The 20,468-nt window shown below is 35.4% G+C and carries 22 protein-coding genes and 1 pseudogene; 12 read left to right on the forward strand and 11 right to left on the reverse strand.

Going from position 1 to position 20,468, the window contains the following annotated elements:
• Positions 1-3: 3 nt before the first annotated feature.
• Positions 4-1,113 carry a hypothetical protein gene (locus B4G94_RS04645; protein ID WP_286857429.1) on the reverse strand — a complete coding sequence of 370 codons (1,110 nt, stop codon included), beginning with the start codon at positions 1,111-1,113 and terminating at the stop codon, positions 4-6.
• 61 nt (positions 1,114-1,174) lie between these two features.
• Positions 1,175-2,482 (reverse strand): tyrosine-type recombinase/integrase, encoded by a 1,308-nt coding sequence (locus B4G94_RS04650; protein WP_286857431.1) that lies wholly within the window; start codon positions 2,480-2,482, stop codon positions 1,175-1,177.
• A 406-nt stretch (positions 2,483-2,888) separates the two neighbouring features.
• Between B4G94_RS04650 and B4G94_RS04655 the strand changes: the two genes are divergently transcribed.
• Complete coding sequence (locus tag B4G94_RS04655) at positions 2,889-3,509, forward strand: Arm DNA-binding domain-containing protein (RefSeq protein WP_286857433.1); 621 nt, start codon at positions 2,889-2,891, stop codon at positions 3,507-3,509.
• Positions 3,510-3,511: 2 nt separating this feature from the next.
• On the opposite strand, the gene B4G94_RS04660 is transcribed toward B4G94_RS04655, so the two are convergent.
• Positions 3,512-4,216, reverse strand: coding sequence for a hypothetical protein (locus tag B4G94_RS04660; RefSeq protein ID WP_286857436.1), 705 nt, complete (start codon positions 4,214-4,216; stop codon positions 3,512-3,514).
• A 331-nt stretch (positions 4,217-4,547) separates the two neighbouring features.
• Positions 4,548-4,808 (reverse strand): hypothetical protein, encoded by a 261-nt coding sequence (locus B4G94_RS04665; RefSeq protein ID WP_286857439.1) that lies wholly within the window; start codon positions 4,806-4,808, stop codon positions 4,548-4,550.
• Positions 4,809-4,999: 191 nt separating this feature from the next.
• Between B4G94_RS04665 and B4G94_RS04670 the strand changes: the two are divergent.
• Positions 5,000-6,097 (forward strand): annotated as a pseudogene (locus B4G94_RS04670) (YWFCY domain-containing protein); the annotation flags it as partial.
• Here B4G94_RS04670 and B4G94_RS04675 read toward each other — a convergent pair.
• Together B4G94_RS04675 and B4G94_RS04680 are read right to left on the reverse strand one after the other, a co-directional pair.
• Positions 6,045-6,845, reverse strand: coding sequence for a DNA topoisomerase (locus tag B4G94_RS04675; RefSeq protein ID WP_286857441.1), 801 nt, complete (start codon positions 6,843-6,845; stop codon positions 6,045-6,047). The pseudogene B4G94_RS04670 and the gene B4G94_RS04675 overlap by 53 nt on opposite strands.
• A complete protein-coding gene (locus tag B4G94_RS04680) occupies positions 6,808-7,506 on the reverse strand; it encodes an RteC domain-containing protein (RefSeq protein ID WP_286857443.1) in 699 nt (232 codons plus the stop codon). The genes B4G94_RS04675 and B4G94_RS04680 overlap by 38 nt, the downstream gene beginning before the upstream one ends.
• A 723-nt stretch (positions 7,507-8,229) precedes the next feature.
• Between B4G94_RS04680 and B4G94_RS04685 the strand changes: the two genes are divergently transcribed.
• The 8 genes from B4G94_RS04685 to B4G94_RS04720 all read left to right on the forward strand — a co-directional run bounded on the left by B4G94_RS04685 (position 8,230) and on the right by B4G94_RS04720 (position 14,289).
• Positions 8,230-8,358 (forward strand): hypothetical protein, encoded by a 129-nt coding sequence (locus B4G94_RS04685; RefSeq protein WP_286857446.1) that lies wholly within the window; start codon positions 8,230-8,232, stop codon positions 8,356-8,358.
• Between the two features lie 29 nt (positions 8,359-8,387).
• Complete coding sequence (locus B4G94_RS04690; RefSeq protein ID WP_286857447.1) at positions 8,388-10,187, forward strand: hypothetical protein; 1,800 nt, start codon at positions 8,388-8,390, stop codon at positions 10,185-10,187.
• A gap of 414 nt (positions 10,188-10,601) precedes the next feature.
• Positions 10,602-10,805: a hypothetical protein gene (locus B4G94_RS04695; RefSeq protein ID WP_286857450.1), complete on the forward strand. Its 204-nt coding sequence runs from the start codon at positions 10,602-10,604 to the stop codon at positions 10,803-10,805.
• Between the two features lie 257 nt (positions 10,806-11,062).
• A complete protein-coding gene (locus tag B4G94_RS04700; RefSeq protein WP_108634471.1) occupies positions 11,063-11,572 on the forward strand; it encodes an SMI1/KNR4 family protein in 510 nt (169 codons plus the stop codon).
• A gap of 204 nt (positions 11,573-11,776) precedes the next feature.
• Positions 11,777-12,406, forward strand: coding sequence for a hypothetical protein (locus B4G94_RS04705; RefSeq protein WP_286857451.1), 630 nt, complete (start codon positions 11,777-11,779; stop codon positions 12,404-12,406).
• A 215-nt stretch (positions 12,407-12,621) separates the two neighbouring features.
• Positions 12,622-13,257: a hypothetical protein gene (locus tag B4G94_RS04710; protein ID WP_286857453.1), complete on the forward strand. Its 636-nt coding sequence runs from the start codon at positions 12,622-12,624 to the stop codon at positions 13,255-13,257.
• 106 nt (positions 13,258-13,363) lie between these two features.
• Positions 13,364-13,540, forward strand: coding sequence for a hypothetical protein (locus B4G94_RS04715; protein WP_286857455.1), 177 nt, complete (start codon positions 13,364-13,366; stop codon positions 13,538-13,540).
• A gap of 116 nt (positions 13,541-13,656) precedes the next feature.
• On the forward strand, positions 13,657-14,289 hold the full coding sequence (locus tag B4G94_RS04720; protein ID WP_286857456.1) for a hypothetical protein: 633 nt from the start codon (positions 13,657-13,659) through the stop codon (positions 14,287-14,289).
• Between the two features lie 117 nt (positions 14,290-14,406).
• Here B4G94_RS04720 and B4G94_RS04725 read toward each other — a convergent pair whose 3' ends face one another.
• Positions 14,407-14,697, reverse strand: a complete 291-nt coding sequence (locus B4G94_RS04725; RefSeq protein ID WP_286857457.1) for a hypothetical protein — start codon at positions 14,695-14,697, stop codon at positions 14,407-14,409.
• Positions 14,698-14,826: 129 nt separating this feature from the next.
• The gene (locus B4G94_RS04730) at positions 14,827-15,699 is read right to left on the reverse strand and encodes an MFS transporter (RefSeq protein WP_286857459.1); all 873 of its coding nucleotides are present in this window, start codon (positions 15,697-15,699) and stop codon (positions 14,827-14,829) included.
• Between the two features lie 361 nt (positions 15,700-16,060).
• On the opposite strand from B4G94_RS04730, the gene B4G94_RS04735 reads away from it, so the two are divergent.
• Positions 16,061-16,726 (forward strand): CPBP family intramembrane glutamic endopeptidase, encoded by a 666-nt coding sequence (locus tag B4G94_RS04735; RefSeq protein ID WP_286857460.1) that lies wholly within the window; start codon positions 16,061-16,063, stop codon positions 16,724-16,726.
• A gap of 84 nt (positions 16,727-16,810) precedes the next feature.
• Here B4G94_RS04735 and B4G94_RS04740 read toward each other — a convergent pair whose 3' ends face one another.
• The 3 genes from B4G94_RS04740 to B4G94_RS04750 form a co-directional block, all read right to left on the reverse strand.
• Complete coding sequence (locus B4G94_RS04740; RefSeq protein ID WP_286857462.1) at positions 16,811-17,614, reverse strand: helix-turn-helix domain-containing protein; 804 nt, start codon at positions 17,612-17,614, stop codon at positions 16,811-16,813.
• A gap of 19 nt (positions 17,615-17,633) precedes the next feature.
• On the reverse strand, positions 17,634-18,035 hold the full coding sequence (locus B4G94_RS04745; RefSeq protein WP_286857463.1) for a GlcG/HbpS family heme-binding protein: 402 nt from the start codon (positions 18,033-18,035) through the stop codon (positions 17,634-17,636).
• 139 nt (positions 18,036-18,174) lie between these two features.
• Complete coding sequence (locus tag B4G94_RS04750; RefSeq protein ID WP_286857464.1) at positions 18,175-18,966, reverse strand: SDR family oxidoreductase; 792 nt, start codon at positions 18,964-18,966, stop codon at positions 18,175-18,177.
• A gap of 835 nt (positions 18,967-19,801) precedes the next feature.
• On the opposite strand from B4G94_RS04750, the gene B4G94_RS04755 reads away from it, so the two are divergent.
• Positions 19,802-20,365, forward strand: a complete 564-nt coding sequence (locus B4G94_RS04755) for an efflux RND transporter periplasmic adaptor subunit (protein ID WP_286857466.1) — start codon at positions 19,802-19,804, stop codon at positions 20,363-20,365.
• Positions 20,366-20,468 lie beyond the last annotated feature (103 nt).

Below are 20,468 nucleotides of genomic sequence, written 5' to 3' on the forward strand. Positions count from 1 at the left end.
TTTTTATTGAATCACTGGGAACTGATTAAGAGTGAGTAAAATTTTTAAGGGGAACTCCTCTTTAGAAATAAGATTCATCCTATTGGGCAGAATTGGGACATCAATCCATTCGGGAAGCGAGTCCATATATTTAATTCGGCTATCCCTGTCCTTATGGCTATTAACGAGATCGATGGAAATAAATCCAAACCAGCTCAATAGCATATAGGCAAGCAATTGGCTTTCCCGCTCGTCCAGTTCTTTTTCATTGAATGTTAATTTTTCGTCCTTGACGTATTGTCTCACGAGCTTGCTGATCAAACCCTTAAAAACAGCTTTCTTACTCGGCTGTTTCCCCTTGGTTGCTTTTTCCACTGACGGACGGATTTTTTCGAACTCTTGATTTACAAATCCATAGCTGATGGATTCAGTAGTAAACGATGTAAATTTCAACGAGTCTATGTAGGCATTGGGGATATGTAAGATATCATCGAACAGCTCATCTATAAGTATATCCGATATCTTTCTCATTATATAAGGATCTTGAATCTCCACTTGATTTTCCTTTACTAAATAGCTTTTCATTTTCCCTTGTCCAATATCACGCTGTTCAGTTTTGTCGATCGTGATTTTGTTGTTGTTAAATCCCTCCTCTCTAAATAGTAACAGGTTTTTCAGATCCTTTAATAAGTCGTAAGCTCTTCTTAGAAAAATTTCATCATGATCATTTGCGCCTTTGTCCGACATATTTTCTCCTACGTGGCGTGCAAAGTAGTATTGGTAGTCATGGATACAATACTGATAGACGATAACGGCCAAAGTTTGAACTGCAATTCGCTCGGTGCTGTTTAGGTTGTCAAGATTAATAATTTCCAACACCTGTGTAGAATTATTGTCGCCGTCAAATTTGACAAATTGGTTCGTGACGACGTCCCTAAGAATACTTATCTGCGCATCGTCGTCCTCGCTTATCCGCTCGACTTCTTCCATAAAGGTTGGGTAACTGTCTGGCGGTTTCTGCGAATTAAGGGTTTCTGATATTTTGTGGTATTTGTAAAGGATATTTTTAATGTACCCTAGATTCATTTTGAATTGAGTAGGTGAATATCCTTGCAGTTGTTTATTATCTTTCATAATTACAAGAGGGTGAGTCGTAATAGTCTAGAAATCCTCTAAAACTGACTCACCCTATATTTTAAATGGTTGGTATTGGTTTCTTTGTTATATCAACAAATTCCAGTAAGTCTTTTAGATAAGTCTCAGTTTCCTCAATGGAAGCATGTCTATTTGCTTTCATTATTTCTGCAACTGTCCATCCTGATAAAAATTTCTTTACGTTACTAAAGTGTTTAAAGCTATAGAGAGTATAGCCTTTTTTATCTAAACCAAGCTTCTTTAAAATAGCTATGAGTCTTTTATAAGGTCTATTTGGATGAAATGGAATGGTACCGTAAAGATGTTCGTCATTACAGAAAAGATGGTATTCACCATCAATGTCACGAAATTGCTCTAAAAGCGCTTTGTAGTCGTCTGTTATATGGACAAATCCATCCTTCTTATTCTTGCTTATATATGACGGCACAAGAATTTGATTCTTATCTAAGTCAAAATGCTTGCGTTTCAACTGCATCAGCTCGCCTGGGCGTATACAGGTGTAATAAACCGATCTAGTGAATAGAGCAAGCATTTTGTTTTTGTTTACAGCTTCCATTATTATTTTAAAGTCCTCATCTGTAAACACTTTATGGCTTTCAGTCTTGGGGACAAACTTAGTTTTAATTGATGCGAAAAGATTCTCACTTACATACTTTTCCAATTTCAAAAACTCATACAGCCCATAATATATACCTTTGGCATTATTGAATGTTTTTGGAGCCCACTTGTTTGAACTAGAAACTTCGTTCATAAACTTAACTATTTCATTATCCTGTATATCGCACACCTTCTTTTCATTGAAATAATTTGCGATGAAAGCGAGTTTAGAGGCATAAGATTGAATTGTCTTTTTTCGACTTCCTTTAGTTTGATGATGCTCAATAAAAGCATTTACCGCTTCATTCATAGATAGGTTTACCACGCTCTTGCGGAGCTTTTCGTTCCCAGTTTCATCAAAAGGATTCCATCCTCCTTCTAAAAGACGTTTATAAGTTTCGCAAAGTTCTTGGGCGGCCTCTTCTTTATCATCAGGATCTTTTATTCTGTTGATATCTCCAGATAAGCGCTTTCTTTCCATTGAATTGGAAGACGGATTAAAAGCCTGAAAACTAATATACCATACTTTCTTCGCTTGCTCCTTTTTCTTGGTACTGCCTTTAGGTACTTTTGTGACATCCCCTCCTCTTTTAATCTCGGGAGTAGTATATTTGAATTCCATATTCTCAAATATACCATCATTTTTTAAAAGTGGCAGAGTTTTGTCAGAGTTTGTCTTGTCTCTATTTTCAAACAACTGATTTGCAGTATGTTTTTTGTTTGAGGTTACGAATCCCTCCCTTTCCGCCAAGACATAAAAAATGCAGTTTGGAGCCTGTAAACGAAGATTGTGGCAGAATCGTGGCAAAACGTTTCATTGGCAATCGGAAAAATACCTCTAAAAGGGCTAAAATCGAATAAAATTCGAATCCCTTCCTCTCTGCTAACAAGAAAGCATAAAGCTTTCAAAATCGTCAAAAAAGCTTTAAAGCCTGTAATTTTTAAGAATTACAGGCTTTTTTTGTGGGTTTTGGAATCGCAAAATTTTCAAAAAAAAACTCCTAATTTTTGTGGAAGATTTGTGGCAGTTTTACAAGTCAAAAAAAAGAACTGCCACAAAAAGTGATTTAAAGTACTGTAAATCAATACGTAAACCACATTAACGACTTGACCAAAGAGCAACATATTTCGAACTTTAACTTAATAAAATTTGGATTATGCTTGAAAACAGTTTTGGTGTAATGTTCTTCTTGAAAACACCTGAAAAAAAAGAAAGTTTAAGAGTAGTGTATTTAAGGATTACCGTTGATGGTATCCCAAAAGAGGTGTCAACAAAACGTAAATGGGACGTTGCCCGTTGGAATCAAAAATCAGAACGGGCTTCCGGCAGTAAGGAAGATGCCAAATCACTGAATTACTTTTTGGATTCTTTATCCAATCGTATTTCTAACTACCGGACCGACGTCATCAATAATGACCAGACCATTACGGCTCAGAAACTCATTGATTTTGTAAGAGGCAGGAATGTATCAAAAGTAAAGGTACTTGAAGAGTTCCAATTGCACAATGATGAAATGCTGGCCCTTGTGAAGAAGGAAGAGTATTCATATGGTACTTATGAGCGCTATACTACCGCCCGCTCCCATGTTGCAGAATTTATAAAGTACAAATATGACCGGGAAGATCTTGAATTTAGGGAGCTGAATAAAACTTGTCGGAAGATTTATTCTTCCGACATTTTTATTTCATATCTTGAAAGATTGAACGGGAGTTCAAAATTAAAGACTTCTCTTACAGTTAAAGAAAGTGAAACGATGTCTCTGAGTTCCACATCATAGTATTATTCTTTATATCCCCAAGACGACAAACCGTCTAAATATTCTTTGTACTTAGAGGAGTTTCTATGCAACATAAGAATTCTTAATTTTTTTTCATTCTTAGTAACGTTATTTTCGTCAATAATAAAATAAGTTACTGTATTTGATTTGTTTTTCAAGACTTGAACTGTTTTTTCAATATGATCTGTTTCTGGCTCTCCATTTTCATTAATTGTTATAGGGTGTTCTGGAGTATTTATGGTTTTATTATAAAAACTAGGTTTTGAATTCAGTTTGTTTGTTATATCAGCAATAACTTTAGTATTATTAGCTTGATTAAATAGCTCAATATCACACAACCAAACTTTTTTACTCTCTTTGAAATAAAAAATTTTGGCATCAGATTTATTAAAGTCTATTATATTTCCAGCTATTAGAACATTTATTTTCTTGTTTTTCGGAAAAAAATATTCTTCATAATCCATGTTTGTAGACCACTCATTCACTATTGGTAATAAGCCCGTTCCAATTAAAAAATCTTCGATGTTTTTTCCAAATTGAAGATCGATTAAATCTAAATCTTTTTTAGTAATCAAAGAATTTTTATTTTCATGATTTGGATGTTGGCTGTTTGCTTTGTTTAAAACTTTACTGTTATTATCATTTTTGTTTTGACAACTAATTAAGGTGAAGTTTAATACAATTAGACTTAAAATTACTATTTTCATTTGATAAATTGTTATTTTCTTTTATTTCTACACGAAACAAATAATTCACTCCAGCTTTTAACTCAACAATGATATTAGAAGCCAGATAAAAGTTCATTTCTTTACCATCCTTAACTATATTATAATTTACTTCTGCCTTACCCTCAACCTAGCTTTACTTGTAAATGCACTTTTAGATGGGTGCGTTATTCTGTAAATGTAGCAAATTATCATAATTTCCATAACCTTTAAAAAAGAGAAGGTGAGCCAGTCATATTATCTTATTCAGCATTTGGCTCCAAACCTATCCCAACTTTACGAAAATTTAAAAACTTTGAAAGCATCGTATTTCTTAAGTAAAAATTCGATAACGAAGTGAAATTGCTCTCCAAATGTCATTTGCAAGTTCCTCATCCTTACCGTGATCAAAGCACCACTTATTATTTTTTTTGATCATTTTCTGCACAGAACCATCAAGCAGAACGCTAATTTCCGTTTGATTCTTTTTAAGATCTGTTTTTAATAAAACAACCTGGTAATCCTTCGATTTGAAAGTAATTCGAAAAGTTTGTTTATCAAAAGGACTTTCCGATTTCCCTATTATGTCATCCATACCTGTTCTGGGCCCCTACTATTTTTACTCAATACCTCCTCACAAAATAGAAATATTTTTGAAACTATTCAATCAATTTTTCAAAATATCAGTACGTCAGATTAAGATATAATAGGTAAAACTATTCACGTAATAACCCTAAAACAAAAAAATGGCGCTTCGCTCAATATCTATGCTGAAAATTCTCAGCTATGCAAGAAGATGATTTGAGAGGACTCGCAAAAATAATGGCCTTTATGAGAGCCGTGAGCATCCTTTTGGTTTTGATGAATTTCTATTGGTTCTGCTATTCTATTTTTTATGGACTGGGATGGACACTTGAAGTTTTGGAAAGGATTTTAAAGAATTTTCAGAGAACATCCGGTCTTTTTAGTAACTCTTTATACAGTAAGCTGTTTGCATTGATCTTATTGGCGTTAAGTTGTCTTTGTACAAAGGGTGTTAAGAACGAGAAAATCAAATGGAAAAACATTAATACCTGCCTTGTATCAGGTTCATTACTTTACTTTCTAAATTTCCCTATTCTTAAAATTTCCAATTTACTATACATACTCACAACTTCTGTAGGCTTTATCCTGCTTATGGTTGCCGGTTTATGGATGAGCAGACTGCTTAAGAACAGATTAATGGATGATCCTTTCAATAATGAAAACGAAAGTTTTATGCAGGAAACCAGGCTTATCGAAAATGAGTTTTCGGTCAACCTTCCAACAAAATTTTACTATGATGAAAAATGGAATGATGGCTGGATTTCGGTAGTGAATGTATTTCGTGCATCCATGGTTTTGGGAACTCCAGGAAGTGGTAAAAGCTACGCCATTGTCAATAATTATATCAAGCAGCACATCGAGAAAGGGTTCTCCATGTATATCTATGATTTCAAGTTCGATGATCTTTTGCTGATCGCTTATAATCACCTCCTGCGGCACAGTGACAATTACAAGATTAAACCTAAATTTTATGTCATTAACTTTGATAATCCCCGTAAAAGCCACCGTTGTAACCCACTGAATCCGAAATTCATGACCGACATTTCTGATGCCTATGAAGCATCATACACCATAATGCTCAATCTCAACAAAACATGGATCCAGAAGCAGGGCGACTTTTTTGTTGAGTCCCCAATTATCTTATTGGCAGCAATCATATGGTTCTTAAAGATCTATGAAAACGGTAAATACTGCACTTTTCCACATGCAATTGAATTGCTGAACAAAAAGTATGCGGACATATTCACTATACCAACCAGCTATCAGGAGCTCGAAAATTACCTAAGTCCATTCCTGGAAGGTCATTAACCAGATCATCTCCCTCCTGCTCAAAATCTCCATTGATTAGTTTCCAGCCTCCGGAGGTTATTTTAACAGCTTTCAGGGTAAAGTCATAATCCGAAACCGATAACGTAATATCTGTGATCTCACGGTGGCAGGCCGAAGATACAGCTTCAAGCAACCGCTTTGCAATCATATTGTACAGGGCATTTTCCTGGCCATCCAACACTGTTGGAACATTCTCTGTAATCAAAATACCGTGATGGTCGGTTACTTTTAAACTATTCAAAATATGTTTATTATACCGTTCCCACTTCACTTTTTCTACAGCTTCTTTACAGGACTGACGAGAGTTTAGGGCCAATATTAAACCCGGTATTTCAGGCCAGACATCCTCGGGAATGTACTTTGATCCTGTCCTTGGATAGGTGATAAACTTCTTTTCGTACAGTTTCTGAGCGAGTTCCAGTGTTCTTTCCGCAGAATAGCCAAATTTTTTATTCGCTTCCTTCTGCAGACCTGTAAGATCAAAAAGTAGCGGGGCCTGAATAATACTTGGTTTGGTTTCAACTTGTTTTACGACAGCATTTCCTGATCGTTCCACCAATCGTATAATGGCTTCAGCTTTCTTTCTATCTTCCCACTTATCAGTCGACAAAGTTTTAAAAACGGTTCCTTCCCGGAAATGCTCCAACTGAATCTGGAAATAGCTTTTAATATCAAAGGATTTATGATTTTTTGATCCCTGCTCTACCGTGTGAAACACTGCCTGAGATATGCAGTGCGTAAATCAATTCGATCAATGCATTTTTGGAATCGGTCCACGAAAATTCTGAGTTTTCTATAGAAGCAACTGTATCCTTTCCGAATTCGTCTCTCTTACTTAGCTTAGAGCATACATAATTATGCAAAAGATCAAAGGAGATTATTTTAGCGATCTTATAGTCATAGTGCGTAGAAAACTCTGCATCTATCTCAAAAAAGAAACTGTTCAACCCCTCGTAAAAGTTAATATTACCGAGCCTGTAATAGGTTTCATCCTTATCGATACGTCCGGAACGGTAATATTTATAAAAATCAGAGGCGCCAATATCCTTTTTAAACTCTTTGTTGAGAAGCTTAAGCTGGGCAGCATAATACAGCTGTTTAAGCTCTTCAGTTTGAGAAGCATGTGACTCCAAAATGATAAACTTATTGTAATAAATAAGTTTACCCAAAACCTGAGGCTTAACACATTTAAAAAAGACGATTTCGTCCTGAGCATTGACAAATCCTTTTGCCAAAACCTCAGCTTTAATTTCTGTCAGTAATTCCCGTAGAAAAGATAACATATGATATGCTTCGCAAATAACACTTTTCCTATTTCTGGAAGCAGTCTTTTCTTCTTTGTCAATAGATAATAAAAGGTTTTTATACAATTGTTTCATGATGTAACTTTTAAAGTGAACAAACCCCACACAGTCGCTTTACTTTAAAATATCTCACTATTATGAGATAAACAAAATTAAATATAAAGTATAATTTTTTTCCTGTGTAGATTTAACGTTCAAGTTTTATTATTCGCAGAATAACAATTCGAATTCGCAAGGCAATCAGCAATATTCGAATTAATCAACAGTTTAAATATTAGAAAAACTACCCTACTCCCGTCCTATAAAAAAAATAAAATACTATTTAGAAAAAAAACGCTTAATTAAAATTAGAAATAAGAGTAATTTATTTCGAGGAAAGCTTACTGTAGCCAAACACTGCTTATGGACCAATAATATTTGAGATATTTATGTGATACACATGTGATATAGTCTGGTTGTAAATGTATTTGTGTTCTTCTTTATTTTTGCTTTAACATTCTACAATTAGATATATTAAAATGTATCCGGAATGAATAATTGATCTAATGGATAACTATCTATCCTAGATCAGGCCATATATTAAGCGAAAGACAAACCTAGAAAACATCATTGATGGAAAGCAAAAAATCTCACTCGTCAACAGGATCACTCTGGCAAGATACTGTGTTATCAATTTCTTCATTTTGCGGGATCTAGTGAACAAACGGTCTATATTATTTATCAGATAAAGTAAACATGAAAAAAGAAAAGCAAAAAAAAATTTACATCTCACCCGCAATCGAACGATTGCATCTGAAGATGGAGCAAAGTGTGGCTGCAGGCTCTGCAGGCTCAGCCCAGCCTGGTGGGGGTAGTGGCGTCCAAGAGGAAGAATGGTTAAATGGCGGATCGGAGACCAAGGATCCGTCAGGTGAATGGTGGAATTAGTAACAATATGTAATCTTATACAACAAATTATGAAAAACTTCTATCAGCTTGCAAAGCTGAAAATAACCGTCATCGTTCTATTCCTAACGGTCATCTCATGTACTAAGGATAAAAGTGAAAACACTGTTGACACCTCCCAAAAAGGTATAAAATTAACCTTAATTGAATCAGAATTTGGGGGCGATAACATCTCCACGGCAAAGGCATCCACAAAAAATGGCACTTTGGAATCCAACACCCCATTATCCGTAACCAAAGAAATTAAATCCGGTCCCTTCACACTTACAGCAGAGCTCACTGAAGATATTCCTTCGAGTACAAGACTTAAAGCTTCTACAGGCAGTAAGGCTGACACCAAGCTCTTATCTTTACGGGGTGCGGTAAAATATAGGGTAGTTGCTTTTAACACCGATGGTACTTACGTTGACCAGGCTGTTGGTGATGCTTCTGATCCAAATCAGGTTTTTTTTGGTGATAAATTAATTGTTGGAAAAAAATATAACTTCTTTATTTTCTCGCTGGGATCAACGGTGAATGATCCGCCTGAAGTCGATCATTTACTAAACATGTACCCGACCAGTGACCCTGAATCCGGGTTCACATTGAATTATCCTTTGGCTACAGAAAGTGAAGGGGACTATATGTATGCCGTGGAAAAGGACGTGACCATTCTAGGCAACAATATACCAACTCCTTTGACTACTCCCCTAAAACATATGTTTACAAAAGTGAATATTCTTGTTGATGATAGCGATGAGACAGGTGTATTCGGTCAGGCTGGCTACCAAAAGGGAGGTTATGTTTCCGAAGTACCAGTAAATGGTTCTATGGATTATACTCCTGGTACAGTCTATGCCCCAATTATCAATATGAGTACAGGAGAGGTAATCCCAGGGACAGGGGTTGCTGTGCCATCATATTATTTCCCATTGCAAAATTTAACAACAACCGGAAAAACCGTAATGGTAAACCAACAGGGACGCACAAATTATCAAGTTAGTCTTTTGATCAATCCTGGAAGTATAAAGATTGGTCATGATGTAAATGCCTATGAAGTCTATTTTAACTTCACAAATAGCGGCTTAGGGATGAAGCCCGGCTATTCGTACACATTAAAATTACGTTTTAACAGTGACCGATATGTCAATGCTGACGGCGAAACCCGTACTGCAAACCAGCCTGATGCACTGTACGCTGTAATAGGAGGTTATCGCTGGGATCGTTATAATCTTGGAGCTACGATGATGAACCCTGCCTCTGGCAATTTAGCGAACACAGCAACACAAGCATTACATGGCGATTATTACCAATGGGGGCAGCAGGCTATTGTAGCTAATGCCAGTACCAGCGGAGATGGAGTGATTGCAGGATGGAATAACAATCTTTATCTTCCTGCCAATTCATGGAACAGCGGAACGGAAACCGCACCTGTAAAAGTTACAGCAAATGATCCTTGTTCTGCAGGATCAAGAATTCCTACTATTACAGAATTCAATAGACTTAAGAGCCGAACTGTAGCGACACAAAAAGGCACTTGGGGCGATGGCTCCTCACTTGACAATCTCCCTGGCTATGATGCCGCCATGCTACTCACGAGTAAAAAGAGCGGTGATATTAATTTATTATTTCCGGGGGCAGGAAGACGGGAACAAATAGAAGGCGGCTTATCACTTCGCGGAAAAGAAGGTGTTTACTGGGCATCCAGTCAATCCAGTACTAATGCAACTTTTGGTGATTTTTTTGTGTTTAGAAATCTGGTTGACGGAATGGGAGCCAGTACTTTGCAAAAGCCGGTTGGAGCAAACATCCGTTGTATTCAGAATAAATAAATTTTAATGGTTGAGAAATAGTTGAAAATGCAGATCAGCAGTTACAAGCTATCTGGATTTTCAACTATTTCCTTTCACAGAAAGCAGTATTGACCAATTTATAGACTTCATTAGTATCTGCCGCAAACTTTCTCATATCATGTCTTGGATATGCAAATCGCTGTTTTTGTTCCGTTCTTAGAGGATTCTAACCAAACAAAATCAAGACATAAAGTACTAAAATTCAAACCTATATACTCAAAATCCAATTGAGATCAATTAGTAGAGAGTTCGAAGATAATCCTTTCCGCCGAACGAAGAGCAACTGTAAAAAGCTGCTCTTTTGCGTTTAAAGGCACTTTTCTCTTCTTCATATGATATAAATTTTGGATTAAGCATAATTCTTGGGGGGGAATTGAAAAAATACTTAGTTTAGTGTTTTTAAAAACTAGAGAACACTTGCAAGCTGCCGAACGTAAATTATTATCCTTGTTAATGCCCGAAGGGCTATTAGAATATTTTCAGATTTTAGAAGTAGATCAGGTAGAAGATCAATTTCATATCTATTTAGATGAGCTTAATATTGCTCCAGCGGGTTATGAAAATAGTAACCTAGAATCAAAAGGTTTTATGCCTTAATAATGGAATGACCAATTTAACGGCACATAACAAGGGTTTGGCGTAATGGCGAGTTGAAGTGCAAAAAACTCTTTTTTTACGAAACGTAATCGAAACTCAGCGAATTGTAAATCGTTTGCCATTGAAACATAAAATACCTTAATTTTAAAATGGCAACAAACGGCAGTAAATAATTAAAAACGACAAAGTTGCGCCAATCTGCAAGTTGTGCGTCACTTTACCGACACCGCCTAGACCAAAATAACTAATTAGAAATTATGAATATAACAGAACTTATAAACTTAATCAAGCAGGACGAGAACTGCGAGGTCAGACCAGCGAACAAGGAAATTGCTTTACCGACAAATATTCCTGACGACTTAAAAGAATTTTACGAATTGACAGACGGAATTAAATTGTTTGAAAGCAAACCATACGGAATAACGATTGTAGGAAGAGAGGAGTTTATTCCGACAAATAAATACTTATACCCAAAAGATGATGTTATTTGGGAAGAGCTTGAAGGCGAAGTTTGTAATGAATGGTATTTGATAGCAAAAGTTGATGAAATGAGCCAATATATCAGCATCGACTTGACAAACGAACGAAATGGACAATGTTATGACAGCTTCTACGAAACTCATTCATTACAAGGCGACTCTGCAATTGTTGCGAAAAATTTCACTGAACTATTGAAAAATTTATACGCAAATAAAGGAAAGCATTGGTATTGGCTACAAGAAGACTTCGAAAAATTAGGAGATGCTTATGACGAACCAATTATATAAAACCAAATTTCGGTGGACAAAAAAGCGAACGGCTAACAAGGGTTTTGCAATAGTGGGGCGAAACTGCAAAGTTCAACGGCAGTTTTTCAATTAAGCTTTATTAATAAATTCAGTTTTTGTGCTTCGACTACTCCACCATCGCAAAGCCCCGAAACGTTAGCGGTAATGCTTGACCGACCGCAACCTGACTAACAATAACACAAAATGAAAACAGAAATTTTAGAAAAAATAAGACAACTTGGAGGAAATATTGACAACGTTAAAGGAAACTCATTAGCGGAAGATATTCTTTCCATAACTTTTAACACTGTACTTTATCAAAAACCAGAAGACACGCCTTGGCAAACAGCCGAACAAGCAGAACCAATTTATGGAATTGGGGCGTTTATCAATGAGAACGAAGAACTATTTAACAGAGACAAACAAGCACTTTATGACAAAATTATAGAAAAATATTTTTGTTTGACAAAAGAAGGCTACGGACAAATATTTTGGCAACCGAGACTTTTTACACCTTTTAAAGAAGGAACAGACGACTTTGAAGAATGGAATATTGATTTCACCGACGAAGAAGAAGCTGATTTAAGTGAAATAATAAAAGTAACTAACGACAAAACACCAGACTTTATTGAACTATTTTATAGTTATGGTTTTCCAGACAATTATTACATCTGTTTAACAGACCCAAACCCACAAAACCCAACTCTGTTTGGAACTGACCACGAAGTATTTTTTAGAGAAGTAACTAACGAAGGAAATCTGGAAGATTTTATAAATACATTTATGACAAAAGACGAACTTTTAGAAATTGTGAAAAAACGAATTGAAAAATAGCACTACCGCCAACAAGGGTTTTGCATCAGGCGGGCTGAAGTGCAAAAAACGCTTTTTTTACGAAACGTAAACGAAACCCAGCGTTTGCCATTGAAACATAAAATACCTTAATTTTAAAACGGTAGCAAACGACAGTGAATAAATAAAAACGACAAAGTTGCGCCAATCTGCAAGTTACCCGTAACTTTATTGACCAACAACATTGAGTAACCAATATGACAACAAAAAAATACGCAGACGAATTTTATAAGAAAACTAAAAGTATTCGCAACATAATGGTTGAGAAAATGTTTAGTGACTATGTTTTATATAGAAATGGGAAAAGAATTGGAGTTCTTTTTGACAATAAACTATTATTAATTTCAACAGAAAATTTAAAAAAAATATTTCCAAATGCAATTGAAGAGAAAACTTTCGATTGGGGCTATTACAAACTAATACAAATTGAATATAATGACAATTTTGAATTGTTAGAGAAAGCCATTATTACTACTTATGATGACTTATACTTTCAAAAAGACTTTGTAACTGACATTTCTTATCTTTTTAAAGTTAATAGTAGTTATCAAGACAGCATTACAAAAATATATAATTTACACATCACGTTTTTACGGTTTTGTTATGACAAAGGACTTCTGAAAATAAACCCACTTGATAAACAAGACAGAATATTGCATATGAACTTTTTAAATAACGACCTGACAGAAAGTGGAACAAAAATATTCTACGAATTATACAATAAATGGCTTGTTTACACAGACAAAAATGATGATAAAACAGACGAACGGATTATTAATACAAAAATGCTTGAAAAATATTATTTGGGTTTAAATGACAAAATGAAAATCTAACTAATAACAAAAAGCTGCAGGTAACAAGGGTTTTGCAATAGTGGGGCGAAACTGCAAAGCGCCGAACCGTTAGCTGCCATTATTGACAGACCAAATAAATTCAAGTATGGATAGACTTATAATTGAAGAACTTTTAGACGATGGAACAGACCTAATTCTTGAAATTCTTAAATGGACTGGTTTTGTGCCAGACATTAATTACTATGACTTTGACAAATCAATGGAACGGAAATTCACATTTACCTTGACCACAAAATGCACCTTGATATATAACGGCAGCTAACAAGAGCCTTGCGTTAGATGGACTGATGTTTAAGCGTGAGTATCCTGCGGAGTCCCACCCTAACGCCAAGCCAGAAATACAATCAGTACATTAAGCACAAAACACTCAAAAATATAATGACAGCGTTTAAAGAAATAAAACAACTTTTTGATATCACTGAAAATAACGGTTTTTCGGAAGATGAAATTTCTGTATTTAAAAATATTTGTACCAGCATTCCCAAAATGCTGTTTGATTATTACCTACAATTGGGGAAAATAAGAGAACTTAATCAAACCCAAGACAGACTTATTGAACCCGAAAAATTAAGGTTTTCTAAAAATAATGATTATCTGATTTTTTACGTCGAAAACCAATGGGCTTGTGTTTGGGGAATTGACAAAAATGACTTGCATCTCGACAATCCGCCAGTTTATATGAGCTACGAAGAACAGGAATGGAGTAAGGAAACCAATTCTTTAACTGATTTTTTAAAAGCAATGGCAAATCTGCAAGCAGTTTTTGCGCTTCAATTTAGCTCAGAAGAATTTACAAACATAAATAACGAAGAGCTTAAAATTATAGAAGAGAATTTTAAGAAAAGAGATTTTTCATTCTCAAAATGGATTGGTATCGACTTTTTCGGAAATCTCGAAAACGATGTAATTGCAATTCAGAAAAATGACAATTATTACGACTTAATTTATGCTTCAAACAACGAACAGCAATTTAAAGAAATGAACAATATATTGAGCAAACTTGGAAGGTAAAAAGCCTTACGGCGGACAAGTATTTTACGTCAGGCGGGTGAAACTGCAAAATTCAACAATAACTTGAAAATGTTAGGATGTGATACTTGTTACAGACTAAGTTCTTTTTCTTGTTTGTTACTGATTAAAGTATTTTGGTTGCAGCTTGCACTCTTTTGGCTTGGAAAAGAGTAAATATCCGCCGTAACCTAAGTTCATCAAGAATAATAAACCAATTGGAATAAGCACTCGAGGTTTCCATATATTGTAAACTTTTATGTAAATCGAAGATTGTGTTTCAACTACGCCACCATCGCAAAACGCCGAAAATTTAGCCGCCCCAAGTTTTATACTTGATCCATAAAATACTAATACTTTCTCGGCCTTCCATAAAGGTAATTTTTTCCCGTTTCCTAAAATTGCTAGCATCTGATAAAAATTCAATCCAATAAAAAAACCGTCCCAAATTTTAGTATTGAGACAGCTTCTTTTTTTAATATATAGAAATCTTGGAATTGCAACAAAAAACTGGAGATTATTATTGCATTTTTTTAATCTTTAGCTTTTTTTTTCACTTTTTTGTCGAAAAGCAAAATATATAATAATTATACTAATAAACATTAAAATGGATGCTAGAAAAAATGGTGCTCCTGAAAATTGAAATGGTGCTTTATCATGAGTGAAATAATAGAATAAGTTTGTCATAATTGGAGGCCCCAAAATAGAAGTAGCGCTCACTAAACTTGACAATGCTCCCTGCAGTTCACCCTGTTCATTGGCAGGAACATTTTTACTGATTATTGATTGAAGTGCGGGCCCGCAGATTCCACCTAAGGAATAGGGAACGAGAAAAACAAACATCATCCATCCTTGATTAGTAAATGCAAAGAGCATTAAACCTAATGCATAAAATAGCAACCCAAAATATACACTTTTATGTTCTCCTAATTTTGGAGTTGTCCATCTAATTAGAATTCCCTGTACTAGGCCAAGCAATAAACCAAGAAAACCAAGCGATAGACCTACAGTTCTTTCCGTCCAATTAAATTTATACATAGTAAAAAAATGCCAATTGCTTTGTACAGCGTGGAGGGCAACATAGACCAAAATTAAAGCAATGACGAAATTCGATATTTTTGACTGTTTTATCAAAAAATTAATTGCTCCAATAGGGTTTGCACGTTTCCAGTTAAATGACCGACGTTTATCTTTTTCTAAACTTTTTGGTAGTATAAGCAGGCCGTAAAGAAAATTCACCATGCATAATATAGCAGCGAAATAAAAGGGAACTCTTGCTCCATAATGTCCAAGTAAACCACCTACTACCGGACCTATAATAAACCCCAATCCAAAAGCTGCGCCGATTAAGCCAAAATTTCTAGTTCTATCATCATCGGTAGATATGTCAGCTATAGTTATAAATAGAGCCATATGCAAATATCTAAAAAATGAAATCATATAATAAGTTAATAAGATGCTAAATCAGCAGTATAAGTAAAATCACCTCATTATCAGCAACATAAATCCAAAACACTTTCCATATCAGTAAAAAAAAGAGTTCGAATAACATCCTGTCAAATTCACTAGACGGAATCCGGCGATTTGATTCAACGTTAGAAAAAGACTAAAAGCTGATAGTTGGCAAAAATTTTAGACCTACCCATGGTTTGCCCAGCACATCGAAACATAAAAAAACAGTAGCTTTTCAACTTAAGATGAACTAATAAATATATATCCAGTAAAGAAATTCTTATTTTTATTGCATACAAGAAATTGATCTACAATGATTTCTATGGATAAAATGAAAAATAACGCTCTTAACAAGCTTACCGATGCGGGTGGTATAGTATTTCTTGTACTATTCCCCCACCTGGTCCCCCTACCGCTTTATTCTTATTCTATTGTTTGTCTGCTGATGATCTGGTTTCTTCTTCGGAAAAAAGGCAGGACGTTTCGCGATATAGGTCTTGCCAAGAGATCTTTTACAAGAAAAGCAATTCTGATCGGTATAATTTCAGCTGTGGTATGGGTGGGTTTTATGCAGTTTGTTTACATTCCATTGATAAAAAATCTCTTCGTTGTTCCAGACTATACAGAATATAATTTTATAAGGGGCAGCATACAAAGATTAATAATGTACATTAGCATGGCATGGCTTGTAGGCGGGTTTTACGAAGAGATTGTATTTCGTGGCTTTATCCAATCCATATTCGAAAAAACGTTTTTCAAAAATTCAAGTATAGCCCTCAGTATTACTGCAACCAGTCTATTATTTGGCCTTTACCATTGGCAACAGGATATTTATGGGATAGTAGCAGCGACATTAGGAGGATTTTTCTGGGGATTTCTATTTAAGAATTTTGATAATAACCTTTGGATAGTTATTTTATCGCATGCAGTATTCGATTCCATTACGTTAGTGCTTATATATACCGAGACTTTGGGGAACCTTCTGTAGGTGGAAAACAAGTCAAAATAAAGCCGCAAGCTTTGATGTTGATAAGCATTCGAGGTTTCCATATATTGTATAAAATCCATTCTTTTAAATTTGCGAGGTAGTTAAATCAAATTTTTCTTTGAACGAAGTATAAAAATGAGACAGGTTTTCAAAGCCTAAATCCAGATAAAAATCGGCCGGTTTTTGCTTTTTATGTTTGATTAAATAATGAGCTTCATCCAGACGTTTTGCCAGCAACCATTGTTTTGGTGTTGTGTTAAATGTTTTGGAGAAGTCTCGCTTAAAGCCCGAAAGACTTCTACCGGTGAGCTTAGCAAAGGATTCCACCGAAACATTGAACATATAATTTTGGTTCATGAATTCTTCCAAATCCATTTTGTATGGCTCAGAAAAATCGAATAATATTTGTTTAAAATCAGGGTTGCTCTGTAGTAACAATTCTATCGCTTCCCTGATTTTTAAATCTGCTAATCTTGGTGTTGCTTCTTTTGTCTTATTGATATAAGGCACTAATGAAATGAAATAATTTTGTAGAAAATCATCCGGTTCAAAAAACAATTTCTGTTTACCTGAATATTTTTTATCTACCACAACCTTATTTTCCAGAGCATATTGTTGCAGCGTTTCCTTGTCCAAGGTAATCGATAAAAACTGATATTTCCCCGATTTTGCAGGATACTTAATTGTCCTTATCAATTGGTTTTTCCGAACCAATGCAATTGTATTTTCTGGAATTATCGTATTTCCATCAGCGTGGAAAGCATGCGTTTCTCCCGATAGTTGAAACCCTAAAAAATGCTCGGGAATAAATTCTTCATTTCCTCTGTGTTTTTCAAAAACACAGGAATAAACCAACTTATCAAAAATGATTTCACGCTTTGCTTCCATACTACAAATATCTTAAATTTTAATTGATAACAACTGCCCCTGCATTTGCAATTTCTTTGTCTTGTTGCGGCGAACCACCCGAGGATGCGATGGCTCCGATAATATTGCCTTCCCTATTTTTGATGACAACACCACCTGCAATGGTCAATAATCCGTCATTTGAATTCAGCATTCCGTACCCGTGAATGTCTGCACCGGAAACGATTGTTCCCATTATTTCGCTGTCGACGCCAAACATTGCGGCTGTTCTTGCTTTTTTCACCGCAAAATCAATTACACCGTAAACACTATCTAATCTTGCAAAAGAAATCAAATGTCCGCCTGCATCAACCACGGCAATACTTACTGGAATGTTTAATGTTTTTGCTTTTTCTATCGCAACGTTCAATGCTTTTGTTGCTTCCTTATAAGTGATGTTCATTTTATTTCTGTCTAATGATTACTGTTCTTTTTATCGTCAAATAGAGTTGACGGCAACCCGATATTCACAACCCGATTTGAGCGGAGCTCTTTTGTGTAGCAAAGCACAGATCTTTCGTCCGTGCTTTCCGGAATTTCATTTAGCTTTTTGCTGTCCAGGCCTCTGCCTGCAGTTGTTTTACAAAATCTTCGGTTTCTTTTGGATGTACATTTCTGAAGTTAGAATTCTCATCCAAAGCCACATCTACGATACATTCGGCCATTGATTGAGGATCTAACTGGTTTGCCAAAGCTTCGGCTGTCCCGTCAAAAGCTGATGGAGGTGTGAAATTGGTTGATGGATTGTACCAACGTGAAATAGTGTCCACGCCACGGTCGTTGAAACCAGTTCCAAAAATACCGGGATTACAAGTTGCAATTTTGATGTTGAATGCTGCTAATTCTGTTTTCAAACCTTCGGCGATGGAACCCATAGCGTGTTTTGAAGCACAATATGCGGCAACGTAAGGAACCGTCCATAATTCGCCCATTGACGTTGTGAAAACAATTTTGCCGGGCCTTTTTTCGTCAATGAATTTCTTGATGAAACCTTGCGCCAATTGCAATCCGCCGAAAACATTGACGTCAAACATCGAACGGATCAAATCTATGGGTTGCTCTGCAATTGGTCCACCTTCCATAATTCCGGCGTTGCTGATTAAAATATCGATGTCGTATTTTTGGCTGACGTAAGCGATGTCTGCTGCATTGGTTACATCTAATTTATCCACGGTCAATTCTATTCCTTGCTCTTTGGCTTCTCTTATCAGGTCGCTCATTTGCGGGTAAACCTGTGCTGTTGCTATTACTTTGTGTCCTTTTTTTGCTAAATCAAATGCAGCAATTTTTCCAAATCCACTTGCAGCTCCTGTAATTAAAATTCTTTTGCTCATATTTTTATATTTAAAAGTTATAGAGCAAAGTTGAGCTAATTAGCTCTAAAATTAATTGGTGAAAGGTCCAAATTTATATTGGCAGGAAGTTCAAGAAAATAAATACAGCGAACGGGCGTCAATTACAGCTAATTTAAAAGTACACATAATTTTGTTTCAACTCAATAATTTTTTGGATATGTCTTTACATACCAATTAGTTCGAATTTCCAATGGATAACCTTGCGATGTAAAAAAGTATATGTACAAAGCTTTCGAAATGGTCTTGTGAAATGAATTCTTAAGCATATCTAAACCGATAAATATAGTAGAGGAGAGCTTCTGTTTTTTACTTGATAATGCGTTATCGACAATATTCATCTTGAGTTCAGAATTTACCATAATGAATGCATCAAACTCATTTGATTTTATATATTAAGCTATAAAAGTGCATCCGTTGGGAAATTTTTCAGACATATTTTTTCGTGTTCAAAACCGTTCTTTTCCTGATAGGGAATTTGAGTTCCCATTTGCTTTAGCTTATTCGTACAATTGCACATCAAAATGTATTACTGCATATGCAGGAGCTATAAATTAAATATAATCTCTTTATCTATGTTACGTTTAACTCGTAGTCTAAGCTGCTTCGATCTAAGCTTTAAATTTGGAACTCTAATTTTGATCATATGTAGCTGTTCTGATTCAAAGGAGCAATCGAAAACCATTGTCCCATCCTACCCTGTTCTCTCGGCCCAAGCATCAGAAGCAACCACCTATCAGGAATTTCCTGCCTCGCTTGAAGGTAAGGAAAATATACAGATTCGTTCACAAGTTGATGGCTATCTAAAAAAATATTTGTGGAAGAGGGAGCATTAGTGAAGGCTGGACAACCTCTTTTTAGTATTGAATCTGATATTTATAAGGAAGAATTTAATAATTCTTCAGCTGCACTATCAATTGCGACGGCTAATATGCGAAAAGCACAAGTGGAAATGGAACGACTTATACCCCTAGTCGCAACAAAGGTGATTGCACCTGTTCAGTTAGCTACTGCTAAAGAAGAGTTCGAAGCAACAAAGGCAGCTGTTAATCAAGCTATTGCAGCAAATGAAAAATCTAGTATAAGGATGGGTTTTACCATAATCAAAGCTCCGGTAGACGGATATATTGGCAAATTACCGTTTAAAAAAGGAAGCTTAGTTACCATCAATGATACGCAACCATTGACAACAGTCTCAAATGTTAAATTGATATACGCATATTTCGCCTTATCAGAACCTGATTTCGCAAGTTTTAGAAGTAGGTATGTTGGTGCTACAATAGAGGAAAAAATCAAAAATATGCCGGAAGTTGAGCTTATTACTGCAGGGAATGCTGTTCATTCTGAAAAGGGCCGTATTGACTTGGTCCAGGATAAATAAACTACTGATCAGGCTTATGACCAGCAGTTTCGTGGACGTGATGTTCTTTATTATATTCATAATCTATATTGATTATTTTATACTATTCGTAATAATCTCATTT

This window comes from Sphingobacterium sp. UBA7625 (genome assembly GCF_002484085.1).
GTDB classification, from domain to species: domain Bacteria; phylum Bacteroidota; class Bacteroidia; order Sphingobacteriales; family Sphingobacteriaceae; genus Sphingobacterium; species Sphingobacterium athyrii.

What these genes read in the sequence shown, in the direction of transcription:
- B4G94_RS04645 (WP_286857429.1), bottom strand. Translation starts at nt 1,113, where the DNA reads ATGAAAGATAATAAACAACTGCAAGGATATTCACCTACTCAATTCAAA.
- B4G94_RS04655 (WP_286857433.1), top strand. Translation starts at nt 2,889, where the DNA reads ATGCTTGAAAACAGTTTTGGTGTAATGTTCTTCTTGAAAACACCTGAA.
- B4G94_RS04660 (WP_286857436.1), bottom strand. Translation starts at nt 4,216, where the DNA reads ATGAAAATAGTAATTTTAAGTCTAATTGTATTAAACTTCACCTTAATT.
- B4G94_RS04665 (WP_286857439.1), bottom strand. Translation starts at nt 4,808, where the DNA reads ATGGATGACATAATAGGGAAATCGGAAAGTCCTTTTGATAAACAAACT.
- B4G94_RS04680 (WP_286857443.1), bottom strand. Translation starts at nt 7,506, where the DNA reads ATGAAACAATTGTATAAAAACCTTTTATTATCTATTGACAAAGAAGAA.
- B4G94_RS04685 (WP_286857446.1), top strand. Translation starts at nt 8,230, where the DNA reads ATGGAGCAAAGTGTGGCTGCAGGCTCTGCAGGCTCAGCCCAGCCTGGT.
- B4G94_RS04690 (WP_286857447.1), top strand. Translation starts at nt 8,388, where the DNA reads ATGAAAAACTTCTATCAGCTTGCAAAGCTGAAAATAACCGTCATCGTT.
- B4G94_RS04700 (WP_108634471.1), top strand. Translation starts at nt 11,063, where the DNA reads ATGAATATAACAGAACTTATAAACTTAATCAAGCAGGACGAGAACTGC.
- B4G94_RS04705 (WP_286857451.1), top strand. Translation starts at nt 11,777, where the DNA reads ATGAAAACAGAAATTTTAGAAAAAATAAGACAACTTGGAGGAAATATT.
- B4G94_RS04710 (WP_286857453.1), top strand. Translation starts at nt 12,622, where the DNA reads ATGACAACAAAAAAATACGCAGACGAATTTTATAAGAAAACTAAAAGT.
- B4G94_RS04715 (WP_286857455.1), top strand. Translation starts at nt 13,364, where the DNA reads ATGGATAGACTTATAATTGAAGAACTTTTAGACGATGGAACAGACCTA.
- B4G94_RS04720 (WP_286857456.1), top strand. Translation starts at nt 13,657, where the DNA reads ATGACAGCGTTTAAAGAAATAAAACAACTTTTTGATATCACTGAAAAT.
- B4G94_RS04725 (WP_286857457.1), bottom strand. Translation starts at nt 14,697, where the DNA reads ATGCTAGCAATTTTAGGAAACGGGAAAAAATTACCTTTATGGAAGGCC.
- B4G94_RS04730 (WP_286857459.1), bottom strand. Translation starts at nt 15,699, where the DNA reads ATGGCTCTATTTATAACTATAGCTGACATATCTACCGATGATGATAGA.
- B4G94_RS04735 (WP_286857460.1), top strand. Translation starts at nt 16,061, where the DNA reads ATGGATAAAATGAAAAATAACGCTCTTAACAAGCTTACCGATGCGGGT.
- B4G94_RS04740 (WP_286857462.1), bottom strand. Translation starts at nt 17,614, where the DNA reads ATGGAAGCAAAGCGTGAAATCATTTTTGATAAGTTGGTTTATTCCTGT.
- B4G94_RS04745 (WP_286857463.1), bottom strand. Translation starts at nt 18,035, where the DNA reads ATGAACATCACTTATAAGGAAGCAACAAAAGCATTGAACGTTGCGATA.
- B4G94_RS04750 (WP_286857464.1), bottom strand. Translation starts at nt 18,966, where the DNA reads ATGAGCAAAAGAATTTTAATTACAGGAGCTGCAAGTGGATTTGGAAAA.